General features: G+C 69.8%; 14 protein-coding genes. 6 read left to right on the top strand and 8 right to left on the bottom strand.

Translation table 11 applies throughout. The features are described from left to right. Window positions 1–100: 100 nt before the first annotated feature. From tmk to ABT296_RS09485, 6 genes are all read right to left on the bottom strand, one after another. Entirely contained in the window at window positions 101–766 is a 666-nt protein-coding gene (gene tmk / locus ABT296_RS09510; protein WP_351925026.1) for a dTMP kinase, read from the bottom strand. 32 nt (window positions 767–798) lie between these two features. Then, window positions 799–1,593: a BtpA/SgcQ family protein gene (locus ABT296_RS09505; protein ID WP_351925024.1), complete on the bottom strand. Its 795-nt coding sequence runs from the start codon at window positions 1,591–1,593 to the stop codon at window positions 799–801. A 2-nt stretch (window positions 1,594–1,595) separates the two neighbouring features. After that, window positions 1,596–2,378, bottom strand: coding sequence for an orotidine-5'-phosphate decarboxylase (gene pyrF / locus ABT296_RS09500; RefSeq protein ID WP_351925023.1), 783 nt, complete (start codon window positions 2,376–2,378; stop codon window positions 1,596–1,598). Beyond that, on the bottom strand, window positions 2,375–4,642 hold the full coding sequence (locus ABT296_RS09495) for a M20 family metallopeptidase (RefSeq protein ID WP_351925021.1): 2,268 nt from the start codon (window positions 4,640–4,642) through the stop codon (window positions 2,375–2,377). The genes pyrF and ABT296_RS09495 overlap by 4 nt, the downstream gene beginning before the upstream one ends. Before the next feature lie 604 nt (window positions 4,643–5,246). Beyond that, window positions 5,247–6,284: a helix-turn-helix transcriptional regulator gene (locus ABT296_RS09490; RefSeq protein ID WP_351925019.1), complete on the bottom strand. Its 1,038-nt coding sequence runs from the start codon at window positions 6,282–6,284 to the stop codon at window positions 5,247–5,249. Between the two features lie 165 nt (window positions 6,285–6,449). Further along, window positions 6,450–7,283 carry an IclR family transcriptional regulator gene (locus ABT296_RS09485; RefSeq protein ID WP_351925017.1) on the bottom strand — a complete coding sequence of 278 codons (834 nt, stop codon included), beginning with the start codon at window positions 7,281–7,283 and terminating at the stop codon, window positions 6,450–6,452. Between the two features lie 1,142 nt (window positions 7,284–8,425). On the opposite strand from ABT296_RS09485, the gene pcaDC reads away from it, so the two are divergent. The 3 genes from pcaDC to ABT296_RS09470 are packed head-to-tail and all read left to right on the top strand — an operon-like array spanning window position 8,426 to window position 11,230. Further along, the gene (gene pcaDC / locus ABT296_RS09480; protein WP_351925193.1) at window positions 8,426–9,751 is read left to right on the top strand and encodes a bifunctional 3-oxoadipate enol-lactonase/4-carboxymuconolactone decarboxylase PcaDC; all 1,326 of its coding nucleotides are present in this window, start codon (window positions 8,426–8,428) and stop codon (window positions 9,749–9,751) included. Window positions 9,752–9,784: 33 nt separating this feature from the next. Further along, entirely contained in the window at window positions 9,785–10,420 is a 636-nt protein-coding gene (locus tag ABT296_RS09475; RefSeq protein WP_351925015.1) for an MBL fold metallo-hydrolase, read from the top strand. Window positions 10,421–10,450: 30 nt separating this feature from the next. After that, complete coding sequence (locus ABT296_RS09470; protein ID WP_351925013.1) at window positions 10,451–11,230, top strand: exodeoxyribonuclease III; 780 nt, start codon at window positions 10,451–10,453, stop codon at window positions 11,228–11,230. 21 nt (window positions 11,231–11,251) lie between these two features. On the opposite strand, the gene ABT296_RS09465 is transcribed toward ABT296_RS09470, so the two are convergent. Beyond that, complete coding sequence (locus tag ABT296_RS09465; RefSeq protein WP_502977214.1) at window positions 11,252–13,030, bottom strand: SGNH/GDSL hydrolase family protein; 1,779 nt, start codon at window positions 13,028–13,030, stop codon at window positions 11,252–11,254. Between the two features lie 121 nt (window positions 13,031–13,151). Beyond that, window positions 13,152–13,475, bottom strand: coding sequence for a ferredoxin (gene fdxA, locus ABT296_RS09460; protein ID WP_351925011.1), 324 nt, complete (start codon window positions 13,473–13,475; stop codon window positions 13,152–13,154). Between the two features lie 257 nt (window positions 13,476–13,732). On the opposite strand from fdxA, the gene ABT296_RS09455 reads away from it, so the two are divergent. From ABT296_RS09455 to ABT296_RS09445, 3 genes are all read left to right on the top strand, one after another. Further along, window positions 13,733–14,683 carry a DMT family transporter gene (locus ABT296_RS09455; protein WP_351925009.1) on the top strand — a complete coding sequence of 317 codons (951 nt, stop codon included), beginning with the start codon at window positions 13,733–13,735 and terminating at the stop codon, window positions 14,681–14,683. A gap of 197 nt (window positions 14,684–14,880) precedes the next feature. After that, window positions 14,881–15,027 carry a hypothetical protein gene (locus ABT296_RS09450; RefSeq protein ID WP_351925007.1) on the top strand — a complete coding sequence of 49 codons (147 nt, stop codon included), beginning with the start codon at window positions 14,881–14,883 and terminating at the stop codon, window positions 15,025–15,027. 316 nt (window positions 15,028–15,343) lie between these two features. Further along, on the top strand, window positions 15,344–15,505 hold the full coding sequence (locus tag ABT296_RS09445; RefSeq protein WP_351925005.1) for a hypothetical protein: 162 nt from the start codon (window positions 15,344–15,346) through the stop codon (window positions 15,503–15,505). Window positions 15,506–15,533: the final 28 nt, after the last annotated feature.

The raw sequence follows: 15,533 nt of genomic DNA, 5'->3' as shown, positions 1-15,533 counted from the left end.
GGAAGCTGACCCATGACTGTCACCTCCTTCTGTTGTCGGCGGGCGCCCTGCCGGCCCGGCAGGGCGAGGCATGTGTCACGACGTCCGGTGACTGCGGCGGTCACTGCCCTGCCGCGGTCCCCCTGATGTGCGCCATGATCGAAGCAGTGACCTGCTCGGGTGACGCGGTGCCGTCGATGGGTGTGAGTTCCGAGCCGAGTTCCTCGTAGGTCCGGGTGATCGACTCGACGCGATCGCGGGACTTCTCCTCGTGCTTGAGCCGGTCGCCGTCCCGCGATCGAAGCCGCCTCAGCAGTTCCTCCGTTGGCACACGCAGGTAAAAGGCGTGGTCGGGACGGGGGATGCCGCTGTTGATCGAAGCGAGGAACCTGGAGTCGACTCCGCGGTGGATGAAGACCCCGAACGTTGCGTGGACGTAGCGGTCGCACAGAACGACGGCCCCGCGGGCCAGAGCGGGGTCGATGACCTCGGCCACATGGCGGCGGCGGTCCGCGGCGGCCAGGAGGGAGAGGATGTGGGCGTACTCGACCGAGCCGCCCGCATCGTGGAAGGTCTGCACTTCTGACAGCTGCCGGTACCAGTCGGTGGGCTGACGGGTCTCGACCACTTCGCGGCCTTCCCGCCTCAACTCTTCGGCGATCCGCTCGATCTGAGTGGTTTTGCCGGAACCGTCGAACCCGACGATCGACACCAACAGTCCGCTGTCGGTCCGCTCCGGCCTGTAGAGGTGGGTCACGGCCGAGTCATCGACCCTGCGCTCCGGCATGTCTCGTCCTTGTGTTTGCTGATGGATGGCGCTCATCGGCTCACGGCCTCGCGCCGGGCCCGGACGGCGTCCATGAAAGTGGCCACTCGGGACTCGTCCACCGGGTTGGCGGGCTCGCCGTCCGTCTTGAAGTAGCTGCCGACGATGAAGCCGTCGGCATGCGAGTCGACCGCGGGGAGGTTCTCGGGGGTGACGCCGCTGCCGACGAAGAGGGGGCTCCTGCTCACCGCGCGGGCGGTGCGCAGGTCCTCGGGCCTGGTCTCCAGACCGGTGAGCTCACCGGACACGATGATGCCGTCCGCCCGAAGGGAGAGGTCCCTGACCTCGGTCGCGAGGTCGGGATACGCGAAGGGCCGGGAGTGCTTGACCCGGGCGTCGGCCAGGATTGCCACGTCGCTTTCCAGCGCCCGACGCAGCCGGAGGGTCTCGTGGCTGTTGCCCGTGACCATGCCCTGCTCGGACAGCACCGCGCCGACGTGCACATTGACACGGATGAAGTCGGCGCCGGTGGCAGTGGCGATGGCGAGCGCTGCCGATGCGTCATTGCGCAGCACCGCGACGCCGGTCGGGACGGAGGACGTCCGCACCACCTCGCGGGTGACGCCGGCGATCGTGGCGACGGTCTCCGGGGGTACGGCCCCCGGGTGGAACGGCGCGTCGCGGAAGTTCTCGACGATCAAGGCATCCACGCCATGGCGAAGGAAGATCTCCGCATCGCGGAGCGCTGACTCGTAGAGATGGTCGATCTTGCCTCCGTACCGGGGCGAGCCGGGAGTGGCCGGGAGGTGGACGCAGGCGATGACGGCCTTGTCAGGCAGGTTGAGCATGGTCAGGCAACCGCTTCGATCTCGCGCAGGACCTCAAGCGCTGCCTGGCGGTGGTCCTTTGCCCGGTGGATACGACGGCCCAGGACAAGCAGCGACGAGCCGCCCGCAAGTGCGTCGGCGTGGGTACCGATCCGCTTGTGATCGTTGCCGCTGTCGCCGGGAGACCGGGTCCCGGGCGTGATGTAGAAGAAGTCGTCCGGCAGTCCTGGCTTGACCAGTTCGATCTCGGACGGGGCGCAGACGATCCCGTCCAGGCCGGCCTCGGCGGCGAGTAGCGCCCTGCGGCGGACCTCGTCCTCGACCTGGCCCTGCACGTTGAGGTCACTGTTGAGGGTCCGCCGGTCGACACTGGTGAGCAGCGTAACGCCGACCAACTTCGGTCGCTCCACTCCCAGTTCGGCGGCGGTCCTGTCCGCAGCGACGACGGCCGCCCGCATCATCTCCAGGCCACCGCCGGTGTGGAGCGTGACGATGTGCGCTCCCAGGCTGGTGACGGCGTGACCGTAGCCGGCCAAGGTGTTCGGGATGTCATGGAGCTTGAGGTCCATGAACACCTTGACGCCGTGGTCAAGGATCTCCCGGACGAGTTCAGGACCGTGCAGGGTGAACGCCGAGTTGACCTTGAAGTACCCGATCAGATCCTTCAACTCGTCGACCAGGCCGAGGATTTCCTTGCGGTCTGCCAGATCGAGGGCCAGGCACAGGCGTTCGCGGCTGCTCGCACCGAGGTCAGGGGGGATCGCTGTCACTTCGTGTTCCTGTCTTGATGTGGTTGCCGCGGTCATCGGTGGTCGCCGACCAGGATGCTGCGGAAGATCTCAGTGGCCACGTCGAGTTCGTCGAGATCGATCACCTCGGTCTCTGCGTGCGAGTAGCCCGGGTCGCCGGGGCCGAAGACCAGGCTCGCTGCGCACACCTCCGCCAGGACGCCGGCCTCACTGCCGTACGAGAACGTCCCGGGTTGACAGCTCCCGGCCGCGCTCTGCACGGCCGCGCAGAACTCGGAGACCAGTGGGGAGTCCGTGGGTGTCTGGTTGGGCGGGGACACGAAGGCGAGCGGCTCCAGGACGAAGTCCACTCCGCTGGGGAGCAGTTCGCGCAGTTCGCGCTCCATGAGTGCGGCGAACTCCTCGCCGCTGGTGCCGGGGAGGAAGCGTGCATCGAACTGAACGGCAACTTCGGTGGCGCTGAGATTCATGCCGCCGGTGCTGTCCAGCCTGGTGACCGTGACGGTGGGGGTGCCCAGGTCGGGGTGGCCGGGACGGTCGCGCAGGATGACATTCAGTCGGCCGACGGCTTGTACGACCTCGGCCGCGTTGCCGATCGCGGACTTCTCCGTAGGGTAGGCCGCGTGGCTCTTCGGGCCGCGCACCAGCAACGTGCCCCGAATGATTCCCTTCTGCGCGACGATCGGGGCGAGCCCGGTGGGCTCACCCGTGATTCCCAGGCTCGGGCGCATCCCGTGGCGGGTCAGCGCACGAGCACCGAGCAACAGACACTCTTCGTCGACGGTGGCGGCCAGATAGCAAGCGCGCCGGTTCGGGGACTCGGCTGCCCGCAGGAAGGCCGCCATCATGGCGGCGAGCGAGCCCTTGGCGTCCGCGCTGCCCCGTCCGTACAGCTGACGGCCTTCGCCGACCGGCTCGTAGGCCGCGCGTCGGCCGCCCGCCGGGTAGGTGTCCATGTGTGCGCTGAGCAGGATGACGGCGTCGTCCGCAACGCCCGCACGCGGCAGGTGGGCGATCACATTGCGTCGCCCATCGGCTACTTCTTGTGTCTCGACGTCGAGGCCGGCCGCACGGAGTCGATCCACCACGAAGGAGGCCAGATTCCGCTCGTCCGCGAGCCCCTCCGATCCGGGCAGCAGCGGGTTGACGCTCGGGATGGAGATCAGTTCACGGAGCAGACCCTCGGCGCTCACCGGGCTGCCCTCACCCCTGCCGAACAGCTCCGGATGCAGGCGTGCAGCCCGCTCGTAGGTCTCGTGGAAGACGGTGAAGATCTCCTCACCCAGTTCGGTGAAGACCTCGCCGGTGTGGGGAGCGATCAGCCGTAGGTCACGCTCATGACGCTCCGCCACGGAGCGCAAGTGCTTCTCGAAGGCCGGACGCTCCGCAGCGGTCGCGAGTCCCTGTTCGAGCACACCGAGCACGATCTGGTACTCCATGTGCTCGGTGAACAGCCCGTGGAAGGCGTCGTAGACGTTGCGCGGGTCGTCCTGCCCGACGATTTCGGACAGCCCGACCTCGGGGTCGACGCGTAGGAAGTCCCCCCTGCTGAGCGTGGCTTCGCTGAAGAGCACGTGTCCGCCCTGGTGGACGAGTTCCTCCACGAAGTAGTCGGTGCCGGCGGAATCGGGCACGTTCAAGAAGACCATGCCGTGCATGCCCAGGGCCGCGAAGGACTCGGCGGTCGGGTGCCGATAGAGCAGGATCGCGCGCAGGGACTCTGTCAGCACCCGGTGGTACGACGGGCTCACCGTCGCGATCACTTCCAAAGCACGGACCATCTGCGGCAGATGGGCATGGCCGTCGGGGACGACACGGAGCTGTTCGCACTGGTCCACGTGCAGTTCGAGGAACGCCTGCAGGACGGGGTCGAGCCGCTCGACGAGCTCGATGTCGGTGCCGGGTACTCGGGTGACGGGATGGAGCGTATGGGTCTCGCCCCCGGGCTCCACGGTGAGCGTGTCGCTCTCCGGGGTGTGGCGCACGGTCAGTTCAGCGCCGCCGTGATGCGTGGCGTACCGGCCGAGTCCTGGAACGTAGACCACGCCGTTGTCGTCAGCCCGGACGGTGCGTATGGCGTTGTCGTCCGGAACGGCCACGAGGAGGAGTTGGTCCGTCGTCATGGACGGAAGCCCACCGAGGACGAGCCGGCTGTAGAGCCGGGGCTCGTAGAAGGCATTCCGCGGCGCCGTCTCGGCAGCGGTGCCGGCTGCCTCCTGCTGAAGGGAGAGCATCCGAATGGCGTCGACGAGTTCACTCCGCGCTGCTCGGCGCTTGGCGCCGAGCAGTCCATCGAAGTCTATGTGTCCCGGTGGCGTCATCGACGCAGCCCCCTCCGGCTTGGTTACAGTTCGGTGCTGTTCAGCGTTTTCCGCAGCTCTCGCACGGTATTTGACTCGGCTTTCTCATGAGTTGACAAAGGCACGAAGGCTGCCCTTCTGGACCTGTCCAACCGGCGTCGGAACTCGTACATGTGACGCGGTCGCATGCCATCTCAAGTCCTTCTGTAAGTGACGGTGCCGACGTGCAAACTCCGCACCCGCTCGCCATCAGCTTCTCTTATGCAAGGCGCATAGGCCAGACCTGACCAGTGGCACAACATGCCGGGCACGTATGTGCCGGACTCACCGAATGACAGGAAAATGCCATGCATATTTCGTGCCGCCGCCAGCTGCTGACACTCAGGAGTCGAGCGTGTCAGGATTCGGCTCGTCGGCGCCCAGCGGCCAGTCCGTGCGGAACCGAATTCTGAAGGTGTACGTCGCGAGGCGTACCGACTGAAATGGGAGAGACCGTGAACGTGAATTCCGATGTCCTTCGCCAGCTGTCGACCGGCGCCGTGAAGCGGGGCTGCCAGAACTGCGGCAAGTGAAATAGCGTGGGTTGCGGGTGCTTCGTAGTGCGTGAAGCACCCGCGACCCGCGGCTACAGCAGCCCGCGTTCCGCGGCACGCTGGCCGAGTTGAAACCTGCTCTGCGCATTCAGAGACTGCGAGAGCTTCGTCAGCATGCGGCGCTCGGTTCGCAGCGAGACACCCATCTTCCGAGCTGCCGCCTCGTCCGTCAGCCCTTGGGCGAGCAACCGCAACAACTCTCGTTCCTGCGCCGACAGTGCATCGTCCCCATGTCCGCCGGCGACGAGTGGAGTGGCTGAGGACCACACCGTCTCAAAGAACGAGCACAGGATGGTGATTACGGCAGGCTCCTCAATGACCAGCGCGTCCTGGGCTGCATCTGAGGCATTCAGCTGCATCAGTGCCACCTGTCGGTCCGAGATGTGCAGCCGGACCGACAGACCGGGCACCGTCCGGAATTCTGCAGGCGGCTGTGCCACGCCAGGCGACTGGTCCAGGAGTACCGGGGCCAAGCGGACGCAATCAGGGTAGATGGTCCGCATTTCGACCGCGCGGGCCAACAACGTTCCGGTCAGGGACTCTTCCACCGTCCCCGTCTCATCCTCGGGCGGCCCGTCCGGCGTGAACGACAACATTTCCCGCTCCGTCACCGCCATCAGTTCTCTGATACGCATGCGCACCGTAGCGGGACCGTGGACACGCTCCACCCCTATGCCCCGGGCAGCGGCGTACTCGGACATGTAGTGGTCCACCACGGAGCCCAGTCTCACCCGGGCCTCCTCCAACGCCTGTTGCTGGCGTGCGATCTCGCTTTGCTGACGGGCCAGCAGCGCCTGGAATCCGAGCTGCGGACTCACCGGATGGACAGTCTGGGTCTCCTCCCGAGAGTGGTGAATCAGTCCCAGGTCGGAGAGCTTGCGCAGTGCTTGCTGGATCTCCCTCTCGTCCAGCGTCAGGGTGGACTTGAGGTCGCTGAGAGAGATACCAGGTCGCCGCAGCATCGCCCGATAGACGGTCTCCGTAGCGCCCTCTGCTTCCCACAGGTGGGTGACGGACCGACCGGGACTACTTGAAGCTGCGGCAGATTGGTGCACGGTGTCTTTCCCCATCGATCAATTGGTAGTCGGCAACACGACGTTGTCAGACGCGAGCAATCCGATGTGATCGGCCGCCACCTGACGAGAGCGACTCGGCGTGGAGTTCGTCGAGTCGGCGGCCGGGGCCGGAGAAGACGGACACAACGTCGTTCCCCAAGACCAGTCGTTGATTGAGGGTCATGGGGACTCCTCCGTCACAGCGGCCGGCTCTGCAGGAACACGGGATGCGGGAACACCGGAGTCGGTGGCGCCAGGCCATTCCCCGCTGAAACCAAGTTCGCCGGAGAGTTCGCGCCCGGCCTCCAAAATGGTGCGTACAGCATCAGCACGGGTCAACGGGTCGCGCATCCTGCTGCCCGCAGCGGCGAGTGTCACGCTGGCAGCGACCGTACCGGTGGAGGTGAAGATCGGGGAGGAGACGGCCCACACCCCCCGGTCGAGCTCATCGTCGCAGACGTCATAACCACGGGCCCGGACCAACGTGAGGTGGGCCAGGACCTCCTCGACCGTGCTCGGTGTCGCCTCGGTGAACGACATGAGTACATGCTTGGCCAGCAGCTTCCGAACGGCCGGCTCGGAACGGTAGGCCAGCAGGGAGCGGCCTGACGCGGCAGCGTGCAGCGGCATCTCCTGTCCGATACGGACAAAGAGCCGCAGCGGATGGCGGCCCTCGGACAGGGCCACGCACACCGCCCGGTCCCCGATGAGCTCGGTGAGGAAAACCGTTTCCCCGCTACTCGCTGCTGCGGCGGTGATCGCGCTGTGCGGGGTGACCAGGAGGGCGGAGCGATGCTGATCGGCCTCAGCGAGCTGGCGGGCGATCGGACCGAGGAAGTAGCGACGGTTCACCACCGAGCGGGTGACGAAATCCTCCGCCGCAAGCGTGGCGAGCAGTCGGTGCAGGCTGCCCACCGGGATATCGAGCTCCTCGTGGAGCTCCTGAAGGGTGGCACCCTTCGCCTTGCCGGCCAGGGCTCGCAGAACGTGCAGCGTGCGCACCACGACTTGCATGGGAGTCTCCTTCTGTCGATCTACCGGTCGCCGCACTCGGGGATCAGTGCTGTCGCGCCCAGTTGCACGGTGGCTCGGCCGCAAGTGCTGATCCGCGGTTCTTCGGCGGCAAGCTCCTCGGTGACCTGTCAGTACTCGTGCACCGCCAGGCCGCCCGCACCGGCATGACAGGGCTTTCCTGTCTCAACTCTCCCGGCGGAACGCCAGGTTCGGCGCCGCTGGCAGGCATGGGTGCCTCAGCGAACAGTTTGTGCCGATGGTTCAGAATTGCCCGAGCCCCCCTTCCGCCGGACGAAAACGATGCTTCCGTGGCGCGGATGTAGAGAATATGGCGCTGACTTGAGTGTCCGTCAAGAGATCTTGTATCAGCTCGCGTTACCGCCACTGCTTCGGAAAGCCGCAGATCAGGAGGGCGGGCACGGTTCTTCCGCGGCGTGGACGGAATGAGTGAACACCCTTCCGCCTGACGGAAATCAAGGGTGAAGAGCAGAGGGGTCTACGCGGAGAGAGTGGCACTCGTCACTTTGAGGGCCAATGACGGCCAACCTCACCTCGGCTGGTTCCAGAAGTCGCCACGCGGGTCATGCCTGGAGCGTGAGTCCCGCCATGGACGACAGGGTTGGTCGCCTTCGCGGGGCTGGTCGGCGGCACCTCTGCGGACGAGTAGTCCCACCCTTGAATGCGTTGCCTGCATTCGTGTGCTGTTGTGCTCGGTTGGGATCAGGTTCTGGGTGTTATGGGAGAGGGATTGAGCATGTTCCGTGGCCCCTGAGCGGGGGGTGAGATGGGGCGGGAGGATGGGTGCGGGTGCCATACCTTGGGGAGGAGCCGGTGCTGCTTCGCCGCGCTGTGCGGGGCCGGCCCTGTCGAGTGCTCCTCGGGACACCGGCAGTCCGTCGCCTCAACCGCGGCGGCGACGGGCAGACCGACGCCGCGCTTCACCGCGTCGTATTCACCCGCCCGCGGTTCGACCCGCGCACCCAGGACTTCCACGAGCGGCGGATCAAGGAGGGCGAGACCCGGCGTGAAATCGTCCGTCGCCTCGAGCGCCGTGCGGCAGGCGAGGTCTTCCACCTGGTCGAACAGCTACAGTCGGCCCCCTGCTCATAGGAGCCGGCGTGACGGATGAGAGGCTCGGACGGGTGAGTGAGACACCACCTAACACCCTGCAGTACCGCTTGGACGGGCCGGAGGACGCCCCCGTCCTGATCCTGGCTCCATCGCTGGGCACCACCTGGCACATGTGGGACCGACAGGTCCCCGAGCTGACTCAGCAGTGGCGGATCTTCCGGTTCGATCTGCCCGGGCACGGGGGCGCCCCCGCGTACCCCGCCGGGTCGGTCGGTGAGGTCACCGAGCGGCTGCTCGCCACCCTGGACGGACTCGGGGTGCAGCGGTTCGGGTACGCCGGCTGTGCGCTCGGCGGTGCCGTGGGTGTGGAGCTGGCGCTGCGTCACCCGGAGCGGCTCGCCTCCCTCGCGCTGATCGCCGCCTCGCCCCGCTTCGGTACCGCCGACGAGTTCCGCCAGCGCGGGGTGATCGTCCGTACGAACGGCCTCGACCCCATCGCCCGGACCTCGCCCGAGCGCTGGTTCACCCATGGTTTCGCCGCCGCCCAGCCCGCCATCACCGACTGGGCCGTACAGATGGTGCGCACCACCGACCCCGGCTGCTACATCGCCGCCTGTGAGGCGCTGGCCGCGTTCGACGTGCGGCCCGAGCTGGGCCGCGTCGGGGTGCCCACCCTGGTCCTGGTCGGATCGGAGGACCAGGTCACCGGCCCCGCCGAGGCCCGCACCCTGGTCGCCGGGATCCCGGACGCCCGGCTCGCCGTCGTCCCGGGCGCCTCCCACCTGGTGCCGGTCGAGCAGCCGGCCGCCGTCACCGATCTGCTGGTCAGGCACTTCTCGACGGCCTGGCAGCCCGCCCACGACTCCTCCACCGGCCAGGTCGCCCTCCCCGCGTACGCCCCGAAGCCGGTACCCGCGAACGTGACCGCGTCGCTCGTCGTCCCGGTGGCCGCGCAGCCCGCGCCCATCGCGGAGATCGCCCCGGCCCCCGTCCCCGTCCCGCTGGCGGGCGGGCGGCCCGACCCGTACGACGCCGGGATCAAGGTGCGCCGCGAGGTCCTCGGCGACGCGCACGTCGACCGGGCGCTGAGCCGGGCCGACGAGTTCTCCGGCGACTTCCAGGAGTTCGTGACCCGCTACGCCTGGGGCGAGATCTGGGACCGCCCCGGCCTGGACCGCCGCTCGCGCAGCTGCGTCACGCTGACCGCGCTGGTCGCCGGCGGTCACCTGGAGGAGCTGGCCTTCCACACCCGGGCCGCGCTGCGCAACGGCCTGACGCCCGTCGAGATCAAGGAAGTGCTGCTCCAGGCCGCCGTCTACTGCGGGGTACCGGCGGCGAACAGCGCGTTCACCGTGGCGCAGCAGGTCATCCGCGAGGAGACCACCCCCACCGAGTGAGCCGCCCCCGTGGCGCGGGGGCAGGATGGTGGCATGAGGTTCACGAAGAAGTCGCACGCCTGCGTCCGTCTGGAGAAGGACGGGCGCACGCTCGTCCTCGATCCCGGCGTCTTCAGCGAGGAGGACGCCACCGCGGGCGCCGACGCGATCCTGGTCACCCACGAGCACCCCGACCACTTCCACGAGGAGCGCCTGCGCACCGCGCTGGAGGGCAACCCGGCCGCCGAGATCTGGACCCTGAAGTCGGTCGCCGACCGGATCTCGGCCGCCTTCCCGGGCCGCGTGCACACCGTCGGCCACGGCGACACCTTCACGGCCGCCGGTTTCGACGTGCAGGTCCACGGCGAGCTGCACGCGGTCATCCACCCCGACATCCCGCGCATCACCAACGTCGGCTACCTCGTCGACGGCGGCCGCGTCTTCCACCCCGGTGACGCCCTCACCGTCCCCGACCGGCCGGTCGAGACGCTGATGCTGCCGGTGATGGCCCCCTGGAACAAGATCTCCGAAGTGATCGACTACGTCCGCGAGGTCAAGCCGCAGCGCGCCTACGACATCCACGACGCCCTGCTCACCGACCTCGCCCGGCCGATCTACGACAACCAGATCGGCGCGCTGGGCGGCACCGAGCACCTGCGGCTGACGCCCGGGCAGAGCGCGTCGCTCTGATTGTCAGTGGCGCCCGGTAGGTTGTGGGACATGCGCATCGCGACCTGGAACGTGAACTCGATCACCGCACGCCTGCCGAGGCTGCTGGCCTGGCTGGAGAGCAGCGGCACGGACGTGCTCTGCCTCCAGGAGGCCAAGGTCGCCGAGGACGCCTTCCCGACCGAACAGCTGCGCGAGCTGGGCTATGAGTCGGCGGTCCACGCGACGGGCCGGTGGAACGGGGTGGCGATCCTCTCCCGCGTCGGCATGGAGGACGTCGTCAAGGGCCTGCCCGGCGACCCCGGCTACGACGGCTCGGTCGAGCCCCGCGCGGTCTCCGCGACCTGCGGCCCGGTCCGCGTCTGGTCGGTGTACGTGCCCAACGGGCGCGAGGTCGACCACCCGCACTACGCCTACAAGCTCCAGTGGTTCGAGGCACTGAAGGCGGCGGTCGCGGGCGACGCGGCGGGCAGCCGCCCCTTCGCGGTGCTGGGCGACTACAACGTGGCCCCGACGGACGACGACGTCCACGACGTGACCGCCTTCGAGGGCCTCACCCATGTCACCCCCGCCGAGCGCGCGGCCCTGGCGTCGCTGCGCGAGACGGGCCTGTCGGACGTCGTGCCCCGCCCCCTGAAGTACGACCACCCGTACACGTACTGGGACTACCGCCAGCTCTGCTTCCCCAAGAACCGCGGTATGCGCATCGACCTCGTCTACGGCAACGAGCCGTTCGCGAAGGCCGTCAAGGACAGCTACGTGGACCGTGAGGAGCGCAAGGGCAAGGGCGCCTCGGACCACGCGCCGGTCGTCGTGGACCTGGAGGTCTAGGGCCCTGGCAGCCGCAGCCGGCTAGAAGCGGCGGAAGCGGCCCGGCTCCAGCGCGAGCAGGTCGACCGAGGCCGCCAGCGCGGCCAGCCCCGCGTCCCCGGGGTGCAGATGGTCGCCGCTGTCGTGGGCCGGGAGCATCCGGGCGGGGTGCGCGGGGTCGCGTACGACGGCGTCGAAGTCCAGGACCCCGTCGTACTCGCCGGAGACCCGGATCCACGCGTTCACCTCGGCCCGCTCCGCGTCCACGGCGGCCGTGCACCGCGCCTCGCCCTCGCACGGCAGCAGCGTGGCAACCAGCATGCGCAGCCCCCGCTCCCGTCCGAGCCGCGCGATCGAGCGCAGGCCCTCGACCACCTGTTCCGAGCGGGCGCCCCAGCGCAGGTCGTTGATCCCCACGAACACCACCGCCGTACGCACCGAGGGCTGGGCGAGGACATCGCGGTCGAGGCGGTTCACGGCGCTCACCCCGGCGGTGTCCGTGGAGACGCCGTCCCCGGGATAGCCGTCGGTGACCACCCGGTTGCCGGAGAGCCCCAGGTTGAGCACGCCGTAGCGGGGCACCTCGCGCTGGCCGAGCAGGCGGGTGGCGAGCACGTTCGGCCAGCGCCGGTTGGCGTCGGTGGTGGACCGGTTCCCGTCGGTGATCGAGTCACCGAGCAGCACCACGGAACCGGGCCCGCCCGCCACGTCCACCCCGGCCAGCAGCGGCCAGATCGTCAGGGTCGAGGTATACGCGCCGCCCGTGCCGTCGGCCGTGTGGTCGCCCGGCCCGCTGACGTACGAGCGCTGCTGGGCGACCCGGTGCACGGGCGCCGCCGTGACCGTGCCCGGCAGATGGAAGCTGACCAGCAGATTCGTGTCGGCGGGCACTGCGAAGCCGAGCGGATCGCTGAACACCTGCGCGCCCGCCGGGATCTCGGTGCCGGCGGCCCCGTCGAAGGACAGTGGTACCGGGCTGCCCGCCGGAACGGCGCCGGACCCCTGGACCGCCACCGTGGCGGCGCCGACGCGCACCGGCGCCGAAGCGAACGTGTTGTCGAACCTGACCCGGACCCGCGGCCCGCCCACCGAGGTGTGCACGACCAGCCGCAGGGTGCGGTCCGCCCAGGGGCCCACGCCCGTGTACCCGCCGGTCGCGGCGGACCAACTGCCGCTCCAGCCCGCGGTGGTGGTGCGTACGGACAGCGCGAACACATGCAGTCCGGGCGCGTGCGGCAGCCGTACGGACGCCACCTCGCGGTCGGCGGCGAGCGGCACCGTCACCACGTACAGGCGGGCCTTCTCGGCGAGTGGGCCGGCCGGGGTGTTGACGTGCGGGAGGGCCACGGCCTTGGTGGCGAGCGGGCCGGTGCGCCAGTCGGGGGCGGTCAGGGTGTACGCGGTGCGCCCGCCGTCCGCGTAGGTGACCGTGCCCGGGCCGCTCACCTCGGCGCCGGCGGTGCCCGCGACGAGGAGGGCCAGCGCGTCGCCCCGGCCGCCGACCAGGACGTCCTGGCCGTCGGCGAGGACGTTGTCGGGCTCGCCCGGCGCACGGTCCGGCCAGGTCAGCCGGGCGCCCCGCACGGTGAGCGTGCGGCCGGGGCGCCAGCCGGCGGCGGCCAGGTCCTGCGCCGACAGGGAGGCGCCCGCGCCGTCGAAGTCGGCCCCGGAGGGACGCGCGTCGTCGCTGACCGCGGTGTTGTCGAAGTGCCGTGCCAAGGGGAGAGGCTCGGCGGCCGCCGACGCGGTCGCCGCCGACACGGGCAGCAGGCCCGCGATCAGCGCGCACACGACCCCCGCGCCCCGAAGACTCAGCCGCACGTCCCGCCCCTCTCCTCGGCAACCCCGTCGCTGACGTGATGTCAGGCGGGCTCGAAGCTATGGAGGTGGCGGGCGAAGGTCAACGAGGGCCGTGGGAAAGGCCGCCGAACTCACCCGTTCGTCACGGTGTGGCCGACACCGGCAGCCCCGCGACCACCGGGTGGTCCTCCTGCACCGCGCCGACGCCCGAGGCCCCGCCCGGGGAGCCGAGCTCGGCGAAGAACTCCGTGTCGGCCCGGCGGAAGTCCGCCCACTCGCCGGGCACGTCGTCCGCGAAGAAGATCGCCTCGACGGGGCAGACGGGCTCGCAGGCACCGCAGTCCACGCATTCGTCGGGGTTGATGTACATCTTCCGCCGGCCTTCGTAGATGCAGTCGACGGGGCACTCGTCGACGCAGGCCTTGTCCTTGAGGTCGACGCAGGGCTGGGCGATGACGTACGTCATGAGCGACTCTCCGTGGTCCAGATGGGGTTGCCGGGCTGGTGAGTTAGGTGAGGGTAGGGGCCTTGGCAGGAATCCCCGTGGACGTCGGATGGAGTCCGTCTCGAACCGCCGTGCCCCGGCGGTCGTCCCGCCCGCGGGGCGGGGTCGGGCGCACGGGTGTGCTGGTTGCGGCAGGTAATTCAGCACCCGTAGACTTCAACAAGCAGTGAAATAGCTTGTTCCCGTGCCAGGCGCGGTGAAAGGACGTCGTGAACACCGTGTTCTCGGTTCTTGTGCTCGGTACGGCCTCCGCGTTGGCGTACGCGGCCGCCGCCGTGGGGCAGCGCCTTGCCGCCCTCCGGGCCGCCGGCCCGCTCGGTGTGGGCTTACGGCGGTCCACGGCCTGGTGGGTGGCCGTACTCCTCAACGCGCTGGGCGCCGTGCTGCACACGGCCGCCCTGCGCTACGGCTCCCTGGTCACCGTGCAGATGCTCGGGGTGCTCACCCTGGTCGCCGCGCCGCTGCTGTCGTCGGCCGTGCTGCGGCAGCGGATGACTCCGGCCCAGTGGTCCGGAACCGGGCTGACCGTGGCGGGAGTGGTGGGGCTGCTCGCGCTGGTGCCGTCCGCCGGCGAGAGCCGCCCGCTCGACACGGGCGAACTGATCGGCGTGGTGCTGCTGACCGCCGCCGGCATGGGAGTACCGGTCGTCGCGTCGGCGGTCACCCGGAGGGCGGCGACGGCGAGCCTGTGCCACGCGGCCGCCGCGGGCGTCGCGTTCGCCGCCGCGTCGGCGCTGGCGCAGACCGCGGTGCTCCGGCTGACCGGTGAGGGCTCCGCGAGCTTCGCCTCGACGCTCCTCGTCGTCGGCGGGGTGCTGTTCCTGGCCCCGGCGGGCCTGCTGCTGTGCCAACTCGCCTACCGGGGCGGGCTGGAGGCGCCACTGGCCACGGTCACCCTGGTCAATCCCGTCTTCGCCGTGGTGCTCGGGGTGGCGGTGCTGGGCGACCGCTACGCGACGGGCCCGCTGACGGTGGCCGCCGGACTGGCCGCCGCGTTCGCCGCGGGGCGCGGCGTGTTCGTCCTCGCCCGCGCCGAGACGCACGGAGCGCCCGAGGGGTCCAGGCCCCAAGTCGCCGCACCCGGGGGTCACTTCTGGGGCATACGGCTGCGCAGGTCGGCGCCGGCGGTCGGGGTGGGGGTCGGTGGTGGGGTGCGGTCCCGGCGGTAGGAGGCCCCCGGCCGGTGGTGCGGGCCGCGGTCATGGAGTGCCGCTCAAGCCTCGGGCCAGGGTCGCTCGGGGCTCCGGACAGCGGCCCTTGTCGGGGCTCTCGGGGCGTGCGACGCTCGGACGAGGCGAGTTCATCAGTTGTTGAGTTCCGCGAGGTCGCGGTGCGCGCCGTGGCGTCGTACACACAGGGGGTACCTATGAGTGGCACGGGTTCCGGTCTCACCGTCCATCCGGACGAGGCGGAGGCGCTCGCCTGGGTGATGCTGGCCGAACTCTCGGGGGGCGAGCCCCTGCCGCCCGTGGAGGAGACCGACGTCATGGCGGGGGACAGCGGTGAGGGATGACCGCCGGGGCTTCCACCGGTGCCCCGGCCGTACCGGCACAGCCGCGGCGAGCGCGCGCGGGGGACGTACGGGCTGCCGCCCGCACCTCGCGGACCGTCGCCCATCGGCCTGCCGTCCGCACTTCGCCGACCGCCGCCCATCGGCCTGCCGCTACCTCCGCTGAACCGCGCGACAACTCGACTTCACAGCAACGCAGTTGCACGGGCGTGGGCCCACGGGCCCGGCCGCGCTGACCGCCACCGGGCACGTTCCGGTGGGCGACGGGCACACCGGGGGCGGACCGGCCGCCCCGCTGCCCCGGACGGGAGGTCCGTTCATGCAGATCCGCATCATCACCAAGACGAAGCCGGCGGGCCGGCTCGTGTACCGGCACGAGTCACGGCGGGTACGGCTGCGCGCCGCGCCCGCGCCGCCGCTGGGCCTGGCGGGGGTGGACGACGATCCGGCCGAACTGCACATCGTCCGCAGCATCGACTGAACGTACGCGCAGGGGGCGGCGCCCGTCG

Source organism: Streptomyces sp. NPDC000983, from assembly GCF_040299205.1.
Lineage (GTDB): Bacteria > Actinomycetota > Actinomycetes > Streptomycetales > Streptomycetaceae > Streptomyces.
This window is presented reverse-complemented; position numbering and strand designations above follow the sequence as displayed.